The organism is Streptomyces sp. NPDC047315 (genome assembly GCF_040643215.1).
Taxonomy (GTDB): domain Bacteria; phylum Actinomycetota; class Actinomycetes; order Streptomycetales; family Streptomycetaceae; genus Streptomyces.
Genome location: NZ_JBEYTZ010000047.1, coordinates 1 through 22,944 on the forward strand (window position 1 = coordinate 1; position 22,944 = coordinate 22,944).

Sequence of the window (22,944 nt, forward strand, 5' to 3'; positions counted from 1 at the left end):
ATCAACCCCTCAGACCACTGGGAGATCGTCTCCCGGTCCATCCGCGGCCACTTCTGCAACCACCCCTCCGCATAAGCATCCGAAGACAACCGGAACAGATTGTGCAACCCCGTCTTGTTCGACGCCCAGATCGTCTTATGCGTATAACCACCCGAACCAGACACGTCATCACGCTTCTGATGCGGCTGACCCCACTGCACCTTCCGCTTGTTCCGCCGCGAATCAGGTGCCACATACGCCTCGATCCCGATGATCGGCGTCACACCCGCCTTCACCGCCGAATGGAAGAAGTCATACGCCCCGTGCAGATTCCCGTGATCGGTCATCGCGATGTGCGTCATGCCCATCTCATTGCACGCGGCGAACATGTCCTTCAACCGCGCCGCACCATCCAGCAGCGAATACTGCGTGTGCACGTGCAGATGCGTGAAGGGCGGTTTCGTCGGGGGCATTCGCCCATTCAAATCGGGGGCGGTGCGGTCGATCAAACAACCGAACGGCCCTTCCGACAACCGTTGGTTGTCGCGGTAGCGTCGGGGGATGGAGCTGAGGGGCGAGGGGACGGGCCTGGGAAACGAGGGGATGGGCCTGGGGATCGAGGGGACGGGCCGGGGGATCGAGAGGGTGAACCTGGAAGCCGTGCGGACCTTCGTCGCGGTGGCGGAGGAGGGGCAGTTCCGGCACGCCGCCGCCCGGCTCGGCGTCAGTCAGCAGGCGGTGTCGAAGCGCGTCGCGGCGCTGGAGGCGACCCTCGGCGTCGCGCTGTTCGCCCGCGTCCCCACCGGCGCCGAGCTGACCGCCGACGGGCGCGCCTTCCTGCCGCACGCCCGCGCCGTGCTCGCCGCCGTCCGCCGGGCCGTCGAGTCCGTACGCCACGAGGGCCGCCCGCTCCGGGTCGACGTGCTGCGGAACCTGCTCGCCTCGACGGAGGTGCTGCGCGACTTCCATCGCGCGCACCCCGACGCCCCGCTGGAGGTCGTGACGCTGGACGGTGCGGAGTCGGCCGTACGGGCGCTGCTGGACGGGGAGGTGGACGCGGCCTTCGCGTACCTGCGCAGGCCGGCGGCGGAGTGGGACGGGCGGCTGGCGAGCGCGCTGGTGTGCCTGGAGGAGCTGGAGGTGGTGGTCGGCGAGCGGCACCCGCTCGCCGGCGCGCGTCCCCTCGCGCTGGCGGACCTCGCCCCGCACACCGTGTGGATGCCGGGGCTGCCGGAGAGCCGCGAGTGGGGGGCCTTCTATCGCGAGCTGGCCCGGGACTTCGCGCTCGCCGTCGACACGTCGGGGCCGGACTTCGGCGTCGACGCGCTGCTGGACGGGGTTGGCGGGGCGGACGGGTCCGGTGCGGTTGACGGGGCCGGCGCGCGGCTGACCTTCGTCGGGGACCGTACGCGGGTGGTGTGGCGCAACCACCAGCGGCTGCTCCGCATCCCGCTGGCCCCGCCCGCCCCCGTCTACCCCTGGTCCCTGGTGTGGCACACCGGGAACCCGCACCCGGAGCTGCCCCGGCTCGTCCGGTACGCGCGCGAGGCCGGGCGGGCGCAGCTGCGGGAGTTGGCGGCGAGGGCGGCGGTGGGGCGGGGGCCGTGGCTGCCGACGGCGGCGGACGTTCCGCAGGCGCTGGGGCGCCCGCGACGCCCCTGAACGCCGCGGTTTCGCCGTGCGGCGGGCTGTGTTGTCGCGCCTGCGGCCCGCGGGTGGCTTGTCGCGCAGTTCCTCCCCTTGTGCCCTGCGGGCACGGGGCACCCCCACCTATGCCCAGAGGTCATGGGGCACCTCCAGCGCCCCTTGTGCCCAGAGGGCCGGCCTGGGGCCCAGTACCCCTATACCCACTCGCCGTAGCCCCGCGGGGACGTCGGTGTCTGCGGACCGTGGTGGGTTGTTCGCGCAGTTCCTCGCGCCCCTAAACCCCCGCCGGCCAGCCCACCACCGGGCGGTGGAGACCAATGCTCCCGCAGGGAAACGGCGGCCATGTCTAGAGGCACAGGGTCGCGCGCGGGGCTTGCCGGGCGCGACCCTAGGGCCTCGCCCTCTCCTTCTGCTCTCGGCGTCGCGGTCCGTGAGTGCTATATGTTCGAAATGTCGGGTACGTCTCTCTGGTCGACAGCCCTCCCTTCGATTTCGAACATTTCTTCGAAAGTGGTTTATCGTGAGGTCGGGAAGTCACGTGGGGCCGTCGGTCGGAGGGAGCGTTGTGGCTGGTGAGAGGAGGTGCGCATGTCGTTTACGCATCTCCGCACCGCCTCCGGGTTCTCCCTGCGGTACGGGGCCAGTCACGTCCGTGACCTGGCCCTGCGCGCCGCTGAGCGGGGGCTCGACGCGCTCGCGCTGACCGATCGGGACAGCCTCGCGGGCGCGGTCCGGCACGCCAAGGCGTGCGCCGCCGTCGGGATCCGGCCGCTGTTCGGCAGCGACCTCGGGGTGCCCGCGGTGCCGCGGCCCGGCCCGAACGGCGCCCCCGCCGAGGCCGCGCACGCTGCGCACGCCGCACACGCCCGTACCCCCGCCAAAGGCGGCGTCTTCGTCGCCGAGCCGGCCCAGCGCGCCGTCTTCCTCGCCCGTACCGCACCGGGCTGGGCCGCCCTCTGTCGGCTCGTCTCCGCGTCTGCGGACAGCGGGATCGACTGGGACGACCTCGACCGGGCCGCGGACGCAGCCACGCCTGCCGAAGGTACCGACGGCGGGCTGTTCGTACTGCTCGGCGCGGACTCCGAGGTCGGCCGCGCCCTCGCGCAGGGCCGCCCCGACCGCGCCGTACGGCTGCTGGAACCCTGGCGCGAGCGGTTCGGCGACGCCCTGCGCCTGGAGGTCTCCTGCCACGACCGCCCCGGCGCCGGCCCCGGCTCGCTGCGGCTCGCCGCCCGGATGCTCACCCTCGCCGACGAGCAGGGCGTCACCGCCGTGCTCACCAACGCCGTCCGGTACGCCGACCCCGGCCAGGGCGAGGTCGCCGACATCCTCGACTCGGCGCGCCTGCTGGTCCCCGTCGACGTCCGCGACGGCGCCTCGCTCGACGGCGGCGAGCGCTGGCTCAAAGACGCCGGCAGCATGGAGCGGATCGCCGAGCGCATCGCCGACGCCGCAGGCGCGAACCCGGTGGCCCGCCGCGCCCGCGCGCTGCTCGCCGCCACGGAGGAGACGGCGGACGCCTGCGTCGTCGACCCCGGCGACGCCTTCGGCCTTGGCCGGCTCCACCTGCCGGAACCCCATCTGATCGGCGCCACCCGGGACTCCGCCGACCGGGAGCTGGCGGCCCGCTGCGCCGGCGCCATGATGCACCGCGGCCACCACCGGGACGGCGAACGCTGGGACCGGCTGGAGAAGGAACTGCGGATCATCGCCGGCCTCGGCCTCGCCGGCTACTTCCTGACCATGGCCGAGATCGTTCGGTTGGTGCAGGACATGGGCGTACGGATCGCGGCGCGCGGCTCGGGCGTGGGCTCGCTGGTGGTGCACCTGCTGGGGATGAGCCCGGTCGACCCCGTCGAGCACGGGCTCGTCATGGAGCGCTTCCTCTCCGCGTACCGCACCGCCATGCCCGACATCGACCTGGACGTGGAGAGCGCTCGGCGCGTGGAGGTCTACCAAGCCGTGCTGAAACGTTTCGGCAGTGATCGGGTCGCGACCCTCGCCGTGTACGAGACGTACCGCGCGCGCGGCGCGATCGAGGCCGTCGCCCGCGCCCGCGGCATCGACCCCGACGAGGCGCGCCGGCTGGCGAAGGCGTTCCCGCAGATCCGCGCGAAGGACGTGCGGGCCTCCCTGCGGGAGCTGCCGGAGCTGCGCGAAGTCGCGGGCGAGGACCACGGCCGGCTGTGGACGCTGGTGGAGGCGCTGGACGGGCTGCCGCACGGCACCGCCATGCACCCCTGCGGCCTGCTGATCTCGGACGGCGGCCTCCTCGACCGCACCCCCGTCGTCCCCACCACCCTCGACGGCATCGCGATGGCGCAGTTCGACAAGGAGGACGTGGAGGACACCGGGCACATCAAGGCGGACCTGATCGGCGTGCGGATGCAGTCGACGCTGGCGCACGCGGTCGCCGAGGTCGAACGCGTCACCGGCGAACGGCTCGACATCGACGACCCCGCGCAGGTGCCGCTGGACGACCCGGCGACGTACGAACTCATCGGCTCGTCCCAGACCATGGGCTGCTTCCAGATCGAGTCGCCGGGCCAGCGCGACCTGGTGCGGCGGCTGCGGCCCCGGACGGTCGACGACATCACCCTGGACATCAGCCTCTTCCGGCCGGGCCCGGTGGCCGCGAACATGATCGACCCGCTGATCGCGGTGCGCGACGGCCGCGTCCCCGTCCGCTATCCGCACGACGACCTGCGGGAGGTCCTCGCCGAAACCGGCGGCCAGGTCGTCTTCCACGAACAGGTCATCCAGATCATGGAGAAGATGACGGGTTGCGACCTGGGCCAGGCGGACGAGGCCCGGCGCGCGCTCTCCGACCGGGACCGCCAGGGCCGGCTGCGCGCCTGGTTCGCCGACCGCGCACGGCGCCGCGGCTATTCGGCCGAGGTGGTGCGGGAGGTGTGGACGGTACTGGAGGGGTTCGGCGCGTACGGCTTCTGCAAGGGGCACGGCGCGGCGTTCGCCCGTCCGACGTACCAGTCCGCCTGGCTCAAGACCCACCGGGCGGCGGCGTTCTACGCGGGGCTGCTCACCCACGACCCCGGGATGTACCACAAGCGGGTCTTCGTCGCGGACGCGCGGCGGCGCGGGGTGCCGGTGCTGCTGCCGGACGTGAACGCGTCCCGCGCGGAGTCCGTGATCGAACTGGTGTCTGAGAACGGGGTGGAGAAGTGGGGCGTACGGCTGGGGCTCGCGCACGTCCGCGGCATCAGCGCGGCAGAGGCCGGGCGGATCGAGGCGGGGCGCCCGTACGTCTCCCTGCCGGACTTCTGGCAGCGCGCCCACCCGAGCCGGCCGGTGGCCGAACGGCTGGCGAGGGTGGGGGCGTTGGACGGGGTGACCGGCGGGGCGGGCCGGCGCGAGGTGCTGCTGGAGATCACCGAGCTGCACCGGCACGGACACGGACACGGACGGGATTCGGTGGGGGAGGGGCAACTGCCGTTGGGCGAGACGGGCGAGGCGAGTGAGGCGGACGTCGGAGCCGTACGGAGTGACGACGGCGGGCTGCCCGCGATGGACGACTGGGACCAACTCGCTGCGGAGCTCGACGTACTCGACATGGACGTCACCCGCCACCTCCTCGACGACCACCGCCCGCTGCTCGCGGACATCGGCGTGACCCCGGCCGCCCGGATCGGGGAGCTGCCGCACGGCACGACGGTGCTGGTCGCCGGGGTGAAGACGGCGACGCAGACCCCGCCGATCCGGGGCGGGCGCCGGGTCATCTTCGCCACCCTCGACGACCCCACCGGCCTGTCCGACCTGGCCTTCTTCGAGGACAGCCACGACCGGTGCGCCTCGACGGTCTTCCACAGCGCGCTGCTGCTGGTGCGCGGCACGGTCGCCCGCCCGCGCGGCAAGCCGCACAGCCTGAGCGTGACCGGCCTCGCGGCGTGGGACCTGGGCGAGTTGATCGACCTGTACCGCGACGGCGGCGCGGGCGCGGTGGCGGACCGACTGGCCAAGCCGTACGCACGGCCCGCCGGGGAGCGCGAGGGCCGGACCCTCACCGAGCCCACCGGTTACGTCATGCACGCCTGGGCGGACCTGCGCCCGCCCGGCGTCCCGCTCGTGGGCGGTCGGGCGCTGCACCACGCGAGCCGCGGAAGCGCGGGGTAGGTGTCGCCGTGATCCTCTACGTCCACTTCGGCGTCCGCGAACACGGCGACCGCTTCGAGTACCCGGGTACGGAGGCGGTGTACCGGCGCTTGATCGGCCTGCTCGGCGGCATCACCCCGGTCGTCCAGGCGCTGCCCCCGGACGCGGCGTTCGCCGACGTCGCGGGCGCCCGCCGCTACTTCGGGCGCGATGCGCGGGACCTGGCCGCGCTGGTGCGGCTGCGGGTCGCCGCGGTGTACGGGATCGACTGCACCGTCGGCGTCGGCCCCAACCCCCTGCTCGCCCGGATCGCCGCCCAGAACGGCCCCCCGGGCGCGATCCGCTGCGCCCCCGCCGAACCGGGAGAGGCCGCGGCCTACCTGGCACCGCTGCCGGTCGGGGTGCTGCCCGGGGTCGGCCCCGCGACGGTCCGCACCCTTTCCCCGTACGGCCTGAAGACCGTCGGCGACGTGCAGCGCGTCCCGACCGCGACGCTCGCCCGCATCCTCGGCGCCCCGGCGGCCCGGTCGCTCGCGGACGCCGCGCGGGGTGTCGATGCCACCCGGGTGGCGCCGAAGGCGCCGCCGCGTTCGGTGGGCGCGGTACGGGAGTTCGGCCGCGACGAACTCGACCCCGAACAGCACCACCGGGCCCTGCTGGGCTGCGCGGAGGAGATCGGCTGGCGGCTGCGGCGCGAGCGGCTGGCCTGCGGCGTGCTGGTGCTGACCGTCTCGTACGCCGACCGCACGACGACGGTCCGCACCCGCACCCTGCCCGAACCCACCGCCCACTCGCGCGCGCTGGCGACGGAGGCGACCCGCATGTACGCGTCCCTCGCCCTCCAACGCGCCCGGGTACGCGGCGTCACACTGCGCGCGGAGGCGATCGCCCCCGCGGACCGCACCACCCACCAACTCACCCTCGACCCGACCGACGACCGCGCGTACCGCCTGGAGGCGGCAGCGGACCGCGCCCGCGCCCGCTTCGGCCCGGACGCGGTCCACCTCGCGGCCCTGGGCACGCCTCCGGCGCCGACGGGCAACTCGGCGCCATAGGAAGCCACGGGAAGCTGAGTCTGGCCGGTCAGGCCGCTGACGGCGCCGTGCCGTCAGGGGGAGGGGTCGGTCTGCCCGGGGGTGACGAGGCCGCTCTGGTAGGCAGCAACGACGAGTTGGGCGCGGTCGCGGGCGCCGACCTTCGTCATGGCGCGTTGGATGTGGCTGCGGACGGTCAGCGGGCTGACGACCAGGTACTGGGCGATCTCGTCGTTGGTCCGGCCGAGCGCGGCGAGTAGGGCGACCTCCCGCTCCCGTTCGGTCAGCGTGGTGAGCCTGGGCGGGGTCACAGGGGTTCGCGGTTCGGGCGTGGTCAGGAAGCGGCTGATCAGCGAGCGGGTCGCTGCTGGAGAGAGCAGGCTTTCGCCTGCTGCGACGGTCTTGATGCCGGTGAGGAGGACCTCGGCGCTGACGTCTTTGCCGAGGAAGCCGCTCGCGCCGGCGCGTAGCGCCCTGGCCACGTTCTCGTCGTCCTCGAACGTGGTGAGGATCAGGATCCGGGTGCTTGCCAGGGCCGGGTCGGAGGCGATGAGATCCGTGGCGGCGATCCCGTCGGTGCCGGGCATGCGGATGTCCATGACCAGCACGTCGGGGTGGTGGTCGTGGGCGAGTCCGACGGCCTCCTGCCCGTTGGCGGCCTCCCCGACGACGCTCATGCCGGGGGCCGCGTCGATGAGGATCCGGAAGGTGGCGCGCAGGAGTGCCTGGTCGTCGGCGAGTGCAACACGGATGGTCATGGCGGGCGCTTTCAGCTGGAGGGGCCGAGGGGCAGGGCGGCGGTGACCCGGAAGCCGCCCTCGGGGCGAGGCCCGGCGCTGAGGGTCCCCCCGGCGGAATGGGCGCGTTCACGCATGCCGATGAGGCCGAATCCCTGGGTGGGCTCGGTCGGGACTCCGGCCGGCCGGCTGCCGGGCGGGGTGTCGTTGGTGATGGTGATGGTGAGCGCGTCGGGCCGGTAGGCAAGGTGAACGTTGGCCCGGGAGGTGGCGGCGTGTTTGGTGACGTTGGTCAGAGCCTCCTGGACGATCCGGTACGCGGTCAGGTCGGCGCCGGCCGTGAGAGGCCGCCGCTCGCCGTCGAGGGTGAGCGTGACGCCGAGGCCGGCGGTGGCCAGGGCGGCGATCAGGTCGTCGAGTTGGGCGAGGCCGGGAGCGGGCGCGTTCTCGGCGAGCGGGTCGGAGTCCTGCCGCAGCAGCCTCACGGTGGACTTCATCTCCCGCAGGGCCGTCGCCGTCGTCTGCGACAGGGTCCGCAGCATCTCGTGGGTCGCATCGGGGTGGGAGCGGAAGAGGTGCGTGGCGGTGCTGGCCTGGGCGTTGGCCAGGGCCAGGTGATGGGCGACGGCGTCGTGCAGTTCGCGGGCGATCCTCATCCGCTCCTGGATGACGTGGCGCCACACCTCTTCCTGGCGAGCGCGCTCCTCCTGTTCGGCGCGCTCTGTGGCGAGGGTGCGACGGACACCGGTGTAGCTGCCGGTGAGTGCGGCCAGCAGGACCCAGGCGGTGGGGTTGACGACCTTGAGGACGAGAGGTTGGCCCGGCGGCTGCAGAAGCAGTGCTACGACGGCGGTGACGGTGGCGACGGCGAGTGAGGCGACTCGGGCGGAGGGCCGGCTGGCGCGCAGGCTCAGGTCGTACAGGGCCAGCAGCAGCGGCCCCATCAGCAGCGGCGTGAGCAGGTATCCGAGACCGCCCGCGGCGAGGGTGGAGGCGGTGGTGGCGGCCAGGACCCGCAGCGGGTGGCGGCGGCGCCAGGTCAGGCTCGCGCAGCCGGCGGCTGCGAGCGCCACCCCGGGCCACAGGGAGCGGGGGGATTCGATGACCAGGACGCTGGTGAAGCAGCCCGCCACGGCGAGGGCGAACAGGCCGAGCAGGGCGAGTGGCTCGCGCAGGCGTCGGGCCGGGCCCGCTGGGGCCACCTCGGTTCGGCTCATGTCGCTCTCCCGTGACGACTACGAACAAGATAGGAGTTCGGGAGAGGCGCCCGGTGAACCAGGGCCTCTCCCGCGGGGTGGGTCAGACGGACGCGGTCTCCTTGTGCCCGGCGTCGTCAGGGGCGCGCTCCTTGGGCGGCGTGTCGAGGGCGGCGCCTTCGACGTCGAGGTGGGGCAGCAGTCGGTCGAGCCGGTGGGGTAGCCACCATGCCTTGTCGCCGAGCAGGGTCAGGACGGCGGGGACGATCGCCATGCGGACGACGAAGGCGTCGAACAGGACGGCGACGGCGAGTCCGAATCCCATGGTCTTGATGATGGCTTGGTCGGAGCCGACGAAGCCGGAGAAGACGGCCATCATGATTCCCGCCGCCGCGACGACGACGCGGGCGTTGTGCTTGAAGCCGGCCACGACCGCTTGGCGGGGGTGTTCGCCGTGGACGTACGCCTCACGCATGCGGGCGACGAGGAACACCTCGTAGTCCATGGCCAGGCCGAAGACGATGCCCACCAGGAAGATCGGCATGAGGCTGATGATCGGGCCGGTCTCCTCGATGCCGAGGAGGTCGGCTCCCCAGCCCCACTGGAAGACGGCGACGACGACTCCGAGGGACGCCAGGACCGACAGGAGGAATCCGAAGGCGGCCTTGACGGGGACGAGGACGGAGCGGAAGACCACGAGCAGGAGGATCAGCGCGAGTCCCACGACCACGGTCAGGTAGGGCACCAGCTTGCTCTGCATGCCGGTGGCGGTGTCGATGTTCATGGCGGTGGAGCCGGTCACCTCGAAAGTGGCGCCGGTTTTCGCCTCCATGGCGGCGCGCTCGTCGCGGATCTCCTGCACCAGGTCCTTGGTGGCCTCGTCGGTGGGGCTGGTGGAGGGGACCGCGGAGAACAGGGCCGTGTCGCCGGAGCTGTTGAACCGGACGGGGGTGACGTTCAAGACGCCGGGCGAGTCCTTCATCATCTTGGCGATGCCCGCGGCGGCGCTCTGCGCGTCGGAAGCGCCACGGGCGTCGACGACGACGGTCAGGGGGCCGTTGAAGCCCGGACCGAAGCCTTCGGCCAGGGCGTCGTAGGCCCGGCGCTCGGTGGTGGCGGTGGACTGGGACTCGGCACCCGGCATCCCGAGCTCCAGGCTCGTCACCGGCAGGGCCAGGGCACCCAGGCCCAGGACGGCGGTGACGAGGACGGTGATGGGGCGGCGCAGCACGAACCGTGCCCAGCGCTGCCCGCCGTTGCCCTCGTCGTTCGCCCGGCCGCGGCCGGCACCGCCCTTGCGGACGGCACGGGAGAGGACGGCGTTCGGCCACATGCCCAGCAGCGCGGGGACAAGGGTGAGGGCGATGATGACGCCGACCGCCACGGCCGCGGCGGCGGACAGGCCCATCTTGGTCAACATCGGGACCTGGACCACGGCCAGACCCGCCAGGGCGATGATCACGGTGAGTCCGGCGAAGACGACCGCCGAGCCCGCGGTGCCGACGGCCCGGCCCACCGCTTCGCGCGGCACGTGGCCGCCCGCGCGTTCCTCGCGGTAGCGGGTGACGACGAACAGCGCGTAGTCGATGCCGACGGCCAGGCCCAGCATGATGGCCAGGGTGCCGGTGGTCGTCGACAGGCCCAGGAAGCTGCCGACCGCCATGATTGCGGCCATGGAAATGCCGACACCGATGAGTGCGGTCAGCAACGGTAGGCCGGCCGCAGCCAGGGAGCCGAGGGTGACCAGCAGGACCACCGCGGCGATGCAGATGCCGACGACCTCGGCCGTGCCGCCGGCAGCCGGCTGGGTGGCAAGCGCGTTCCCACCGACCTCGACGGTGACGCCCTGGCCACGCGCCGCGTCCACGGCTCCCTGTAGCGCGTCCTTGCTGGCCTCGGTCAGATCCGTCCGGGCGACCTTGTAGGAGACGGTGGCGTAGGCGGTGGACTCGTCCCCGCTGACCGAGTCGGCCTTGAACGGAGAGGCGACAGCGGCGACCTGATCACCCCTGCCGGCCTCGTCGACGAACTCGTCGATCACGGCGCGGACGGAGGCGGCGGTCACCTTCTGACCGTCCTGCGCGACGAACACGATCTGCGCGCTCGCCCCCTCGGCGTCCGCTCCGGGGAACCGCTCGTTGATCAGGTCGTACGCCTTCTGCGCCTCGATGCCGGGCATGAAGGAGCCGGTGTCCTCCTCGGCGGCCGGCGCGACGGCGGCGGCGATGCCGAGGGCGCCGAGCACGACGGCCCACAGGACCACGACGAGCCAGCGCGCGCGGAACGCGGATCTGCCCAGTCGGTAGAGGAAGGTGGCCACAAAGATGCCCTCTCTGAAGTCGGACCGCGGGTGGACCTCCACCCTCACTTCCGACACCCCCGCACGTCGTCCTCCAGCTGCCGCAACTGTCCGCTGCTGCGCTGGGCCGAGGAGGCGGCGCCTCTCGTGCGGGTGCAGCAGTTCCGTCTGCCGCAGTTGCAGTAGGAGACCGTGGCGTTCAGCAGGGCGCGGGCAGCCGGGCGGGCAGGCGCCGTCGAGCCGGTCGATCCGGGGCCACGCCCGCAGCCGCTCGGCGAGCGGGAGGCCGGCTGGTCTCCGTGAGCGTCTGCCGCGGTCCACCTCGCGGCTGTGGGTCAGGGAGTCGGCGGGAGGTCGGTGAAGGCCGGCGGGTGGAGCGTGCCGTGGGCGGTTTCGACGACCTGGGCGGCGCGGAGCACGAGGTCTTCGCGGTGGTGTGGGGCGACGAGTTGTACGGCGCAGGGGAGTCCGTCCGGGCTCAAGCCGGCGGGGATGCTGATCGCCGGGTGGCCGGTGTCGTTGAAGACGGACGTGTAGGCGATCGGGACGGTCCGCTCGCGTACGGCCGCCGCGATGTCCGGGCCATCCGCGGGCCATGCAGTGGTGGGTACGGTCGGCATGAGCAGCAGGTCGTACTGCTCGAAGAGTTCGGCTGCCCATCGGTCGAGCCGCGCCCGGTGGTCCCAGTAGGCGGCGAAGTCGTCGAGCTTGAGGGTGCGGCCTTCGTCGAGGACGTCGGCGAACCACGGCTCGAAGGTGTGGCGTCGCGCGGTGAAGTCGTCGAGTACGCCCATGAGGCGGTTGTAGGCCAGGACTTGTTGGCGCAGGAGGAAGGGGGCGGGGAATTCGGTGGCCCCCGGGATCGTCGGATCGTCGTCCTCGACCTGGTGGCCGTGGTCGCGCAGGAGGACGGCCGTCCGTTCCAGGGCGTGCAGCATCTCGGGGCGCGGGGCGGTTATGCCGAGGGTGCGCAGGACCCCCACGCGCAGGACGGGCAGGGGCGTGTCGAGGCTGCCCGCGTACGAGATCGCCGGTGCGGGGAGTGAGTACGGGTCGGCCGGGTGGTGGCCGGCGGCCACGTCGAGGTGGAGTGCGGTGTCGCGGACGGTGCGGGCCATGCCGCTGAGGCAGGCGTGCTGCGGCCAGTTGGGCAGACGGTGGGGGCCGTGGGGGATGCGACCGCGGCTCGGTTTGAGGCCGACGACCCCGCACAGCGCCGCCGGGATGCGGGTGGATCCGCCCCCGTCCCCGGCGGTTCCGAGGGCGACGAGTCCGGCGGCGACCGCTGCCGCGGCGCCGCCGCTGGAGCCGCCCGGGGACCGCTCGGGGTCCCAGGGGTTGCGGGTGATGCCGAAGGCTTCGTTGGCGGTGTGGACGCCGGCGCCGATCGGCGGCACGTTCGTCTTGCCGATGATCAGGGCGCCGGCGGCGCGCAGTCGGGCGACCTGGATGCCGTCGCGGGCCGCGGGCGGGCTGTCGCGGTAGGCGCTGGTGCCCCGGCTGGTGACAAAACCCTGAGCGTCTTCGAGGTCCTTGACCAGGACGGGCAGCCCGGCCAGGGGGCCGATGTCGTCGCCTCGGGCGATCCGCGCGGTCATGGCGGCTGCTTCGGCTCGTGCCCGCTCGGGGTCCAGGGCGACGACGGAGTTCAGTTCGGCGTCGGCGGTCTCGATCCGGTCCAGGGTGTGGCGCATGAGCTCGTCGGGCGACAGTTCGCGGCGTCGCATGAGGGTGGTGAGTTCGGTCGCGGAGGCGAAGGAGAGATCGGTCATGGGCGGTCGGGCTCCTGTGCGCTGGGAAGGGCTGTGCGCGGGTCGGTGTGAGGGTCGGTGCGCGGGTCGGTCCGCGGGTTTCCGGGGGGCGGGGTGGCGTCCAGGCTCAGGCCGGTGGTGCGGGGGCCGAAGGCCACGGCGAGCACGCCGCCGGTGATGCTCAGTGCGGCGAGGACGACGAACACGGCGGTGTAGCCGAGACCGGTGAAGACCAGGGCGACCATGCTCGGGGCGGCGAAGTTGAAGATCCGGGACAAGGCGTTGGAGGTGCCGGAGCCCAGCGCGCGGATCCGGGTGGGGAACACCTCGGCCGAGTACACCTGGAGGAAGGGCACGGCCATCTGGAAGAGCAGGCTCACCACACAGCCCAGGACGAGGACGGCCACCGGAGCCCGGACGAGCCCGAAGAGGAGCAGCGCGGTGGCGGTCAGCGCACCCAGGGCGAGTTGGGTGCGCCTGCGGTCCCACCGGTCGATGAGCGGCACGGCGACGAGCGCGCCGAGCGGCGCGGCCGTGGCCAGGACGGCGGACAGCAGCAGCGTGTCGTCGAGGTCGAGGCCGGTTTCCGACAGGAGGGTGGGGGTCCAGGTGTTGTAGGCGGAGTAGGCGAGCAGCCCGGTCACCCACATCGTCGCCACGACGAGGAACAGGCGACGGTGGGGGCGGGCCAGCAGCTCCGTGACCCGGGGCGGGGCCGGGGCGGGAACCGGCGGTGCCGGTTCGAGGGCCGCGGGGGGCGGGCCGGGTTCGGCGGGGGGCCGGACGCCGCACTGCTTCTCGATGGACCGGACGATCTCCTCCGCCCCGGCGAAGTCGCCGCGGGAGGCCAGCCAGCGCGGGCTCTCGGGTACCCAGCGGCGGATCAGCCAGGCGAAGACGGCGCCGAACAGGCCCAGGGCGAAGACGAGCCGCCACCCCCAGGTCCACTGCGGTACGAGGAAGTAGCCCGCCCAGGCGGCGATGGGGATGCCGAGCGAGCCCACCGCGACCTTGTAGGTCTGCAACCGGCCCCGGGCGGCGGCGGGGACGAATTCGGTGAGGACGACGATCGCGACGACCGCCATGCCCTGCGCGCCGAAGTGTGCCGCGCTGCGGGCCGCGACCAGCTGCCACGGCGTCTGCACGATGACGCACAGGGCGGCGCCCGCGCAGTAGACGGTGACGAAGGCGAGCATGGTGCGGCGCCGGCCGATCCGGTCGGCGAGGTAGCCGCCGAGGACGCCTCCGGCGAAGGCGCCGAGCTGGCTGATGCCCACCACGAGGGCGATTGCCGAGAGCGAGAGGCCCCACTGGTCGCGCAGGGCGGGGGCGACGAACGCGAACGCGTAGGTCTCCACCCATTCGAAGAGGATCATCCCGGCCAGGGCGATGACCAGTCTGCGGTGGAACGCGCTGAGCGGGAGCCGGTCGAGACGGTTCCCGAGCGCGGCGGCTTCGGCGGTGGCGGCCATGGTACGCGGGTTCTCCCGAGGAGATGGGGAAAGAGGACGTCACGGGTGTGGAGGGTGCGGACGCGTGCCGAACCGGCGCGAGTGGGGGCGAGGCGCGGTGGCCGGGGACGTCCGTCAGATCACGCCGTCGGCGCCGAGGGCGGCGACGGTCTCGGCGCTGAGGCCGAGCAGTTCCCGGTAGATCTCCGTGTTGTGCGCGCCGAGCGCGGGGCCGGTCGAACGGATGCTTCCCGGGGTCTTCGACATCCGGGGAAGGGGCGCGACCATGGGCAGCTCGCCGTAGTCGGGGTCCGTCACGGTGACCAGGGTGCCCCGCTCCCGGTAGTGCGGATCCGCGGCGATGTCGGCGATGCTCATCAGCGGGGAGGCCGGGATGTCCGCGTCGCTGAGCATCTTGGTCAGGTCGTCCGCGGTGTGCGCGGCGGCCCAGCCGGCGACCGTCGCGTAGAGGGCGTCGGCGTGCTCGGCGCGGGCGGCCCGCGTGCGGTACTCGGGTGCACTCGCCAGTTCCGGTGTTCCCATGAGGGCGCAGAGGCGGCCGAAGAGCGCGTCGGTTCCCGCGTGGACGGAGATCCGGCGGCCGTCGGAGGTGGTGAAGTCGCTGGCGGGGACGATCTGCGGATTGCGGTTGCCGAGCCGTTCACGGACGGCACCCGTGGTGGCGTACGAGGTGAGCGCGTCCTCGGAGGCGCGGAATCCGGCCTCGTACAGTGCGAGGTCGATGACCTGACCGCCGCCGCCGGCCGTGTCGCGGTGGTAGAGCGCGGTGACCACCGAGAAGGCGCCGAGGTAGGCCGCCATGTAGTCGATCGTCGAGTAGCCGCTGCGCACGGGAGCCCGGTCGGGGTCGCCGGTGACGTAGGTCAGGCCGGCGAAGGCGCTCGCGGTCCGGTCGAAGGAGCCGCGGTCGCGGTAGGGGCCGGTCAGCCCGTACCCCGTCACGTACACCAGCACCGCACCGGGAGCCAGCGTCTGGAGGGATTCTGGGTCCAGGCCCCACTTTTCGAGTGTGGGCGGACGGTAGTTGGTGATCACCACGTCGAAGTGCGGGACGAGCTTCCGTACCAGGTCCTGCCCCTGCTCGGTGCGCAGGTCCAGTGTCACCGACTTCTTGTTGCGCGCCTCCTGGGCCCAGTACGGGGAGCGCGCTCCGGCAGCCGGGCCGCGGGTGAAGTCGCCGCGTCCGGGTTCTTCGACCTTGACCACGTCGGCGCCGAAGTCACCGAGGAAGGTGGCGGTGACGGGTGCGGCGAGGACGGTGGAGAGGTCGAGGACGCGTATGCCGTCCAGCGGAAGTTGCGCCATGGGTGTCCCTCCACATTGAATTCACGTTTCGTTATTAACGAATCGTTGTTAGCGGGACCATAGGCTGACCACGGCGGCGTGGCAAGGGTCTGCTGCGGGACAATCCATCCACGGGGACGGAAGGGGAGAGGGCATGGGCGAGACGGGACGGGCTCGGCGGCGCAGGCGCACCCGGGAGGAGACCGAGGCGGACCTACTGGCCGCCGCGCGGAAGCTGCTTCAGCGCGACGGGGTGCTGGCCGGCGTCAACCTCCGCGAGATCGCCACCGAGGCCGGGGTCAACCACGGCCAGATCTACCAGTACTTCGGCACCCGCCAGTCCCTTCTCCGGGCAGCCGCGGCCGACCTGGTCGAACGCCAGGCCGCCGACCGTGACGGGCACTGGGAGCTGCCGTTCGCCGAACGCCGGCAGGCCATGTTCCACCACCGCTTGGACGCGCCCGAACTGGTCCGTCTCGAAGCGTTGCTGGCCCTCGACGGAGACGAGGGCTTCAGCCCCTTCCCCCGGTTCGACCGGACCCGCCAGAGCCTCGCACGGGACACGGACGACGGTTCGCTGCCCGACGGCGCGGACGCGGAAGCCGCCCACGTGATGACGGCCGCGGCGCAGATGGGATACGTCATCTTCCGCGAGGCGTACGCCCGCGACACCGGGATCCCCCTGGAAGAACTGGACGAACGGGCAGCCCGTGCCTTCGCCCGCATGGTGGCCGGCCTCACGGCTCCGTCACCGGATCAGCAACCGTCGGAGTGACGGACGCGGCGGCCCGCTTCCGCGCGGGGCAGGGCCGTCGCCGTGGTCAGCGCCTCGATGGAGCCAACCGTTGCCGGGCACGCGCTCAGCACGGCCGGCTGGTCAGGTGCCCGGCGGATCTTCGGCGTTGGCACGGGACGTGGCTGCGGCTTCGTCTTCGCCGGCGCGGGTGTAGGCGGCGGCGGACTGCTCCCACGCTCCCCGGACGCGGGACGGTTCGGCACCGGACGCGTCCAGGGTGGTGGCGAGTTCGCCCCAGGCTTCCCCGGCGCGTGCCCAGTCCTCGTCCTGGGTCAGCATCGCCACTGCCTTCTCGCCTGCCGCGATCGCCTCCGCGTAGCGCTCCAGCCCTCGACTGGCGGCGCCGATGTTGTTCCAGGCGACAGCTTGGCCGTGGACGTCGCCGCTCTCCTGGTGGAGTTGGAGCGCGGTTCGGTGGGCGTCGAGTGCTTCGGCGTGCCGCTTCAGATTCCCGAGCGCGTTGCCGAGGTTGTTCCAAGCGCCGGCTTGATTGAGCGTGTCGCTGAGTGCCTGGCAGGCCGCGAGGGCGTGGGCGCGGACGGTGACCTGGTCTTGGAAATGCCGTCGCCAGTCCAAGTAGCGGCCGAGGGCGAATCCAAGATCCAGAGCGATCTGGGTGTGGGCGTGGGTGTGGGTGGTGGCGAGGAGGTTCTCGCGTTCGGCGTCGAACCACGCCAGCGCCTGCTCCCGCCCGGTGAACAGCGTCGACACGGACCGGCCCGGGGGGTGCAGGTGGGTGTCGGCTGCTTGGGCGTGTCGGACGTAGTGGTCGGTGAGGCGGGTGCGGGCCTGTTCGTAGCGGCGGCGGGAGGCGCGGCCGGTGTCCATGGTCGTGCGGGCCTGCTCCTGTGCGTGGACGCGTAGGAGGTCGTGCATAACCAGCGGTCGCGGGCCTGGCTGTCCTGGATGAGCAGGCGCGCCTGGACGAGTTGTCGCAGGAGGAGGGTGACTTTGTCGGCGGGTTGGCCGGTGAGGGCCGCGACGGCCGGCGTGGAGATGTCGGGGCCGGCATGGAGACCCAGGAGCCGGTAGAGGTCGGCCTGTTGGTGGGTGAGCCGGGTGAGGCATTCGTCGAAGACGGCGCGCAGGTTCCGTTCGCCGTCGTCGAGGCCGCCGAGGCGGCTGCCCGCGTCGGTGAGCATTTGGACGCGCTCGGAGAGCGGCTGGTCGGGGTCGTCGGCGAGGAGCGCGGCGGCGATCTGGAGGGCCAGGGGCAGATAGCCGCAGAGCGCGACGAGTTCCTCCGCGGCTGCGGGCTCGTCCTCGACGCGCCGGTCGTCGGGTTCCGCGACCGCCAGCCGCTGGCCCAGGAGGTCGACGGCGGCGTCCGGCTGGAGGGGGTGGAGGTTGAACAGGCGGGCGCCGAGGCCGGGCAGGGTGTGTCGGGAGGTCACCAGTACGCCGTGGTGGCGGGCCGGGAGCAGGGAGCGCACCTGGTTTGAGGTCGAGGCGTTGTCCGCCACGATCAGAATCCGCTCCCCTTCCCTTCCCAGCGCGTCGAGTTGAGCCCGGTAGAGCCCTTCCCGCTCGTCCAGCGTGGGCGGGATGTGGTTGGCCGCGACGCCGAGGGCCCGTAGTAGGGCCTCCAGCGCGTCCTCGGGCGGAACGGGGTTCGGGTCGTAGCCGCGCAGGTTCAGCGTCCGCACACCGGTGAACCAGCCCTTGTCGCGCGCGGCATGTCCCACGGCATGGGCGAGCGTGGTCTTGCCCACGCCCGGCAGCCCCGCGACCGACCCCACCGGCGCGCCCGAAGCCGTCTCGGGGTCGAACAGGGAGAGGACCTTGGCGATCTCGTCGTCGCGGCCGGTGAACTCCTGCGGCAGCCCCCGCAGGGTGTTCAGCGCGGTCGGCACCGCCGCGTACGCCTGCACGTTGACGCTCGTGTTGTTCTGCGTGCCGCTGCCGAGAACCTGGCTGTTGGTGAACGTCGCGTTGCTGAAGTCGTTGTGTGTGCTCTGCGCCGGGGCCTGGGCCTGCGCCTGCTGGACGAGGGCCTGGAGCTCAGCGGCCACCTGCTGCCGCTCCTCGTCGGGAAGCTCCTCAAGGAGCATCTCCAACCGGGTCTGCCAGCGGGTGACCTGGACGGTCTGTACCCGCTCCGCGCCGTCACCAACCCCGCGTTCAGGCGTCGTCGTCCAGCTTCTCCACCACTCGGGTGGAGATCTCGGCCAGGGTTCGGAGCTCCGCCCCGGTGAGGTGGTCCAGGAAGAGGGACCGGACTGCCTGTACGTGCAGTGGGGCCGCCGCCGCGATGGCCTCGCGTCCCGCTTCCGTGATCACCGCGAAGGCGCCCCGCCCGTCCTCCGGGCAGTCCTCCCGCACCACCAGCCCTCGCCCGATCATGCGCGTGATGTGGTGGGACATCCGGCTCTTCTCCCACTCCAGCGCCCGCGCGAGGTCCTGATACCGCTGGCGGCCCTCCGGCACGTCCGTCAGGTTGACCAGGACCGCGTAATCCGCCGACGCCAAGTGGGACTCCGTCTGCAGCAGATGCGACAGGCGGCCGATCAGCCGCTCATGCAGCCGGACGAAACTCCGCCACGCGTGCTGCTCTTCCGCCGTCAGCCAGTCCACCCGGTCAGTCACGGCGTCGAGTCTAGTGAACTGGTCGATGCGTCATCTGATCGCTCGGATGTACGCCCGGTCGGCTTCCCGTCCGACGGGCAGGGGGCGGCCCCGGCACACCCGTGCCGGGACCGCCCCCTCACGGCCCAGCCGTTACGCTCCGGCCGTCTCGGCGACCGGGGTGTTCAGGAGCTGCTGCTCCCAGACCGTCACGACCCCGGTGGCGCCCGCGTGCCCCAGCGCCGCCAACTGGTCTTCCGGCGAGATGAGGTTCGTACGGGCCCAGTCGCGCTGCCACTCGCTCATCACGGCCAGCCAGGTGATCGGCACGACCCCGGCCTGGACCATGCGGCGCACCGCCATGTCGTGGGCCTCGGCCGACACGGACCCGGAGGCGTCGGTGACGACGTGGACGTCGAAGCCTTCGCCCGCCGCGTGTATGGCGGGCATGGCCACGCAGACCTCCGTCCACAGGCCGGCGATGATCAGCTTCTTGCGGCCGGTGGCCTTCACGGCGTCCACCACGACCTGGTCCTCCCAGGTGTTGATGAAGGTCCTGTTGATCGGCTTCTGGTCCGGAAAGACGTCCTGCAACGGCTGGATCAGCAGCCCCCCGCGCTCTTCCACGACCGTGGTCAGGATCGTCGGGACGCCGTAGCCCTTGGCCGCCTTGGCCAGGCCCACGACGTTGTTGGTGACCATCATCGGCTCGTGGCTGTGCAGGTTGGCGAACTGGTACGGCTGGTGGTCGATCAGTACCAGGACGCTCTCCTCGGGGGTCAGCAGGGCTTCGAGGCCGGCCTTCGGCGACGTGCTCATCGAGATCTCCTAGGGGTGCGGGGGCGCACACGAACCAGTTTGGTTGATGCATCATCTTTTTTACATGACGTATCAACTACCTGTCCAGGGATGGCCGTTCGGGGGCGAGGGGCCCCTGGCGGTGGAACGGAACCTCGACGTCACGGGCGTCCTGACGGGACACTTCCCCTACGGATCGCGGACGCCCGCACCGAGCGGGTGGACGCCAGTGGACGTGGCCCCCGGCTCACAGGAGTGATCGCATGACGCACCGCCCCGCTGGCCCCTGGGACATCTCCGAACTCCCCGACCCCGACCCCGCCGAGGAGCGAGTCGACCTCGGCGGGCTGCTCGTTCCGGTGTCGGGGGTGGTCGAGGTGCGCGTGGATTTGGTGGGCGAAGTCCCCGTCGCCGCGACCGTCATCCTGGGAGGCAGCTCCGTGCAGCTCCAGGCGTTCGCCGCGCCGGAGGACGGCGGCTGGGAGGACATCCGCGGCAGGATCGTGCGGGGCATCGTCGATCAGGGCGGTACCGCGGAGGAGTCCCCGGGGACCTTCGGGCCGGAAGTGCGGGCACGGATGTACGAGGAAGCGCACGATGGCGCCGGGTCGTGGCAGGAGATCCGGTTCGCCGGGGTGGACGGGCCGGGATGGGTGCTGCGCGGTGTCTTCTACGGCTTGATCGCCCGGCGCCCCGGGCGGCTGGCGGGCCCCCTCGCGGAGACCTTCCGTCGGACCGTGGTGGTGCTTCCCGGGTATCCGATGGAGCCCGACGAGGCGATCCCCCTGCGCCTCCCCGACGTAGCCACGGCGGAACCCGCCGAAGACCCCGACTCAGAGCGGCCGTTCCCACGGCCGAGGACCCGCCCCCGGCTCCCTCCCCGGTTCCGCGTTCGGCGACCGCGGGCGTGAGCCCCGGCCGAGGCCCGAGCCCCGGGAACGTGGCGACGCAACCGGCAACTGTCCGGCCGGGTGCGACGTCCTTCGGACATGGACCACACGAGCCCTGCACCGTTCACGTCGACTCACTGTCGCCTCGAAGAAGACTGGTCGGAGACCTGTCGTGGTGTCCACCTCTCCGGCCATGAGGCATGCCTGGCCCACGTGACGGACGTCGACCGCGGCGCCTATCTGGCCGGCCTGAGCCCCGGCGCCGACGTCGACCACCGCGGCACCCCCTTCACCAGACAACTCCTCGACGCGCTTCTCGACGCCCTCCGCGACCCGGCCACCGGACACCCCCTGCTGGGCGAGGCCCAGTTCGACGGAGCGAAATTTGCGGACCCGGGCGACGACGTCCTCCTGGCCGCCCGGTTCGACGGGGCGACCTTCCTGGGGGACGCCTCGTTCGAGGGAGCGGTGTTCGAAGGCGTCGCCGGGTTCGACTCGGCGACCTTCCACGGCAGGACCTCGTTCAACGGGGCGGTCTTCCACCGCTTCGCCGGCTTCGCGTCGACGTCCTTCCAGGGCACCAACGCTTCGTTCAACGAGGCGAACTTCCATGGCGTCGCCGGTTTCGGGTCTGCGTCGCTCCTATGCCACACCTGGTTCAAAGGCGCGGTCTTCCACGGCAACGCCCGCTTCGAGTCGGCGACCTTCGAGCGCGATGCCGGGTTCTACGGGGTGACCTTCCGGCGCGACGCGTGGTTCGAGACGGCCGCCTTCCAGGGGAACAGCTGGTTCACCGGGACGACCTTCCAGGGCATTGCCTGGTTCCCGTCGGTGACCTTCCGGCGCGGTGCCTCGTTCGAGTCGGCGGTCTTCGAGCGCTCCCATGCCGTGTTCACCCGAGCGACCTTCCAGGAGCCCGTCGATTTCAGCGGGGCGAACTTCCACGACGTCGCCGCCTTCGTGTCGACGACCTTCGAGAGCGAGGCCCAGTTCGGCGGAGCGACCTTCCAGGGCATCGCGGCGTTCAACGAGGCCACCTTCCAGGACCGGGCCGAGTTCACGTCGACCTTCCGGGGCGAAGCCCGCTTCGAGTCGACGACCTTCGAGCACCCCGCCGTGTTCGAACGGGCGACCTTCGAGGACGAAGTCCGGTTCGGCGGGGCGGTCTTCCGGGGCGACGCCCTCTTCTCGCAGACGGTCTTCGAACGGCCGCTCAGCCTCGGGCCGTTGGTGTGTGCCGGCCGGGTGCAGCTGTCCGAGGCGGTGTTCAAGGAGCCGGCGATGCTCTCGCTCGCCGCGCGCGGCCTGGAGTGCCGGCGTACGCGCTGGCTGTCGACGGCCGAGTTGCGGCTGCGCCACACGACGGTCGACTTCGCCCACGCCGTCTTCGAGTACCCCCTCACGATCGCCGCGGACGCCGAACCCTTCGTCCGGTCCGACGGGCGACCGGTGGAGGAAGGGGCCCTCACCAACCTGCCCGTCGCGCCTGACGCGTCCGACGCCACCGTGCGGGTGGCCTCGCTGCGCGGCGTGGACGCGGCGCACCTGGTCCTCGCCGACGTCGACCTGTCCGGGTGCCTGTTCACCGGGACCGTGCACCTGGACCAGCTACGGCTGGAAGGCGACTGCACCTTCGACGGGGTGCCGTCCCGCACCCCCGGGCGCCTCGCCCGCTTCACCCCGCGCCGCACCCTCGCCGAGGAGCACAACTGGCGCGCGAGCCGGCCGGCGGCGGCCCGGGGCTGGAACGTCGCGGTCTTCGGCGCCCGGCACGTCGGGCCCGCGCAGTTGGCGCCGGTGTACCGGGCGCTGCGCAAGGCGTTCGAGGACGGCAAGAACGAGCCGGGCGCGGCGGACTTCTACTACGGCGAGATGGAGATGCGCCGCCGCGACCGCACCGGGACCAGCCGCGCCGAACGCGGACTGCTGCACGGCTACTGGATGCTGTCCGGCTACGGACTGCGCGCTTCCCGGGCCGTGGGCTGGCTCGTCGCCGCCATGGTCGTCACCACCGTGCTGCTGATGGGCTTCGGGCTCCCGAAGGACTCCCCCGGACAGACGGCGACCGGCACCGTCCCCGCCGGCGGAGGCCGGGTCACCTTCGAGATAGCCAAGGCCGACCCCGAGAACCCCACCGGGCACAGGTTCACCGGCGAGCGCTTCGAGAAGGCCTTGAACGTCACGCTCAATTCCGTGGTGTTCCGCTCCTCCGGCCAGGACCTGACCACCGCCGGCGCCTACGTCGAGATGGCGTCCCGCCTGACCGAACCCGTCCTCCTGGGCCTGGCGGTCCTCGCGGTCCGCAACCGCGTCAAGCGCTGAGCCGCGTGCATGCCTGCGTGCCCGCGGATCCCGCGGTCGGCCGAGTTCGGAAAGAACCCCGGCG

The 22,944-nt window shown here is 72.2% G+C and carries 16 protein-coding genes and 1 pseudogene; 6 read left to right on the top strand and 11 right to left on the bottom strand.

The features are described from left to right. A partial coding sequence (locus ABZ842_RS35115) for a PHP domain-containing protein (RefSeq protein ID WP_361546672.1) occupies positions 1-452 on the bottom strand: 452 nt, incomplete at its 3' end. Between the two features lie 88 nt (positions 453-540). Between ABZ842_RS35115 and ABZ842_RS35120 the strand changes: the two genes are divergently transcribed. From ABZ842_RS35120 to ABZ842_RS35130, 3 genes are all read left to right on the top strand, one after another. After that, positions 541-1,641: a LysR family transcriptional regulator gene (locus ABZ842_RS35120; RefSeq protein WP_361546538.1), complete on the top strand. Its 1,101-nt coding sequence runs from the start codon at positions 541-543 to the stop codon at positions 1,639-1,641. A 573-nt stretch (positions 1,642-2,214) separates the two neighbouring features. After that, positions 2,215-5,757: a DNA polymerase III subunit alpha gene (dnaE, locus tag ABZ842_RS35125; RefSeq protein WP_361546541.1), complete on the top strand. Its 3,543-nt coding sequence runs from the start codon at positions 2,215-2,217 to the stop codon at positions 5,755-5,757. A gap of 8 nt (positions 5,758-5,765) precedes the next feature. After that, entirely contained in the window at positions 5,766-6,791 is a 1,026-nt protein-coding gene (locus tag ABZ842_RS35130) for a hypothetical protein (RefSeq protein ID WP_361546544.1), read from the top strand. 53 nt (positions 6,792-6,844) lie between these two features. Here the strand turns inward: ABZ842_RS35130 and ABZ842_RS35135 are convergent, their stop codons facing one another. From ABZ842_RS35135 to ABZ842_RS35160, 6 genes are all read right to left on the bottom strand, one after another. Beyond that, positions 6,845-7,528 carry a response regulator transcription factor gene (locus tag ABZ842_RS35135; protein ID WP_361546547.1) on the bottom strand — a complete coding sequence of 228 codons (684 nt, stop codon included), beginning with the start codon at positions 7,526-7,528 and terminating at the stop codon, positions 6,845-6,847. Between the two features lie 11 nt (positions 7,529-7,539). Then, positions 7,540-8,724, bottom strand: coding sequence for a sensor histidine kinase (locus tag ABZ842_RS35140; protein ID WP_361546550.1), 1,185 nt, complete (start codon positions 8,722-8,724; stop codon positions 7,540-7,542). Between the two features lie 82 nt (positions 8,725-8,806). Then, entirely contained in the window at positions 8,807-11,023 is a 2,217-nt protein-coding gene (locus ABZ842_RS35145; protein WP_361546553.1) for an MMPL family transporter, read from the bottom strand. A gap of 314 nt (positions 11,024-11,337) precedes the next feature. Beyond that, the gene (locus ABZ842_RS35150) at positions 11,338-12,774 is read right to left on the bottom strand and encodes an amidase (RefSeq protein WP_361546556.1); all 1,437 of its coding nucleotides are present in this window, start codon (positions 12,772-12,774) and stop codon (positions 11,338-11,340) included. Beyond that, positions 12,771-14,225, bottom strand: a complete 1,455-nt coding sequence (locus ABZ842_RS35155) for an MFS transporter (protein WP_361546559.1) — start codon at positions 14,223-14,225, stop codon at positions 12,771-12,773. Before ABZ842_RS35155 ends, ABZ842_RS35150 begins: the two co-directional genes overlap by 4 nt. Before the next feature lie 114 nt (positions 14,226-14,339). Beyond that, complete coding sequence (locus ABZ842_RS35160; RefSeq protein WP_361546562.1) at positions 14,340-15,530, bottom strand: CoA transferase; 1,191 nt, start codon at positions 15,528-15,530, stop codon at positions 14,340-14,342. A gap of 133 nt (positions 15,531-15,663) precedes the next feature. Here ABZ842_RS35160 and ABZ842_RS35165 point away from each other — a divergent pair, with 133 nt between their 5' ends. Next, on the top strand, positions 15,664-16,284 hold the full coding sequence (locus tag ABZ842_RS35165) for a helix-turn-helix domain-containing protein (RefSeq protein ID WP_361546565.1): 621 nt from the start codon (positions 15,664-15,666) through the stop codon (positions 16,282-16,284). A 102-nt stretch (positions 16,285-16,386) separates the two neighbouring features. Here ABZ842_RS35165 and ABZ842_RS35170 read toward each other — a convergent pair whose 3' ends face one another. The 4 genes and pseudogenes from ABZ842_RS35170 to ABZ842_RS35185 form a co-directional block, all read right to left on the bottom strand. Continuing rightward, positions 16,387-17,181, bottom strand: coding sequence for a tetratricopeptide repeat protein (locus tag ABZ842_RS35170; protein WP_361546568.1), 795 nt, complete (start codon positions 17,179-17,181; stop codon positions 16,387-16,389). A 362-nt stretch (positions 17,182-17,543) separates the two neighbouring features. Beyond that, positions 17,544-18,356, bottom strand: a pseudogene (locus ABZ842_RS35175) (ATP-binding protein); the annotation flags it as partial. A gap of 70 nt (positions 18,357-18,426) precedes the next feature. Then, entirely contained in the window at positions 18,427-18,891 is a 465-nt protein-coding gene (locus ABZ842_RS35180; protein WP_361546571.1) for a MarR family winged helix-turn-helix transcriptional regulator, read from the bottom strand. A gap of 132 nt (positions 18,892-19,023) precedes the next feature. Continuing rightward, a complete protein-coding gene (locus ABZ842_RS35185) occupies positions 19,024-19,689 on the bottom strand; it encodes a hydrolase (RefSeq protein ID WP_361546574.1) in 666 nt (221 codons plus the stop codon). Between the two features lie 242 nt (positions 19,690-19,931). On the opposite strand from ABZ842_RS35185, the gene ABZ842_RS35190 reads away from it, so the two are divergent. After that, the gene (locus ABZ842_RS35190) at positions 19,932-20,579 is read left to right on the top strand and encodes a DUF3710 domain-containing protein (RefSeq protein ID WP_361546577.1); all 648 of its coding nucleotides are present in this window, start codon (positions 19,932-19,934) and stop codon (positions 20,577-20,579) included. A gap of 192 nt (positions 20,580-20,771) precedes the next feature. Next, the gene (locus tag ABZ842_RS35195; protein ID WP_361546580.1) at positions 20,772-22,880 is read left to right on the top strand and encodes a pentapeptide repeat-containing protein; all 2,109 of its coding nucleotides are present in this window, start codon (positions 20,772-20,774) and stop codon (positions 22,878-22,880) included. The last annotated feature ends 64 nt before the right edge of the window (positions 22,881-22,944 follow it).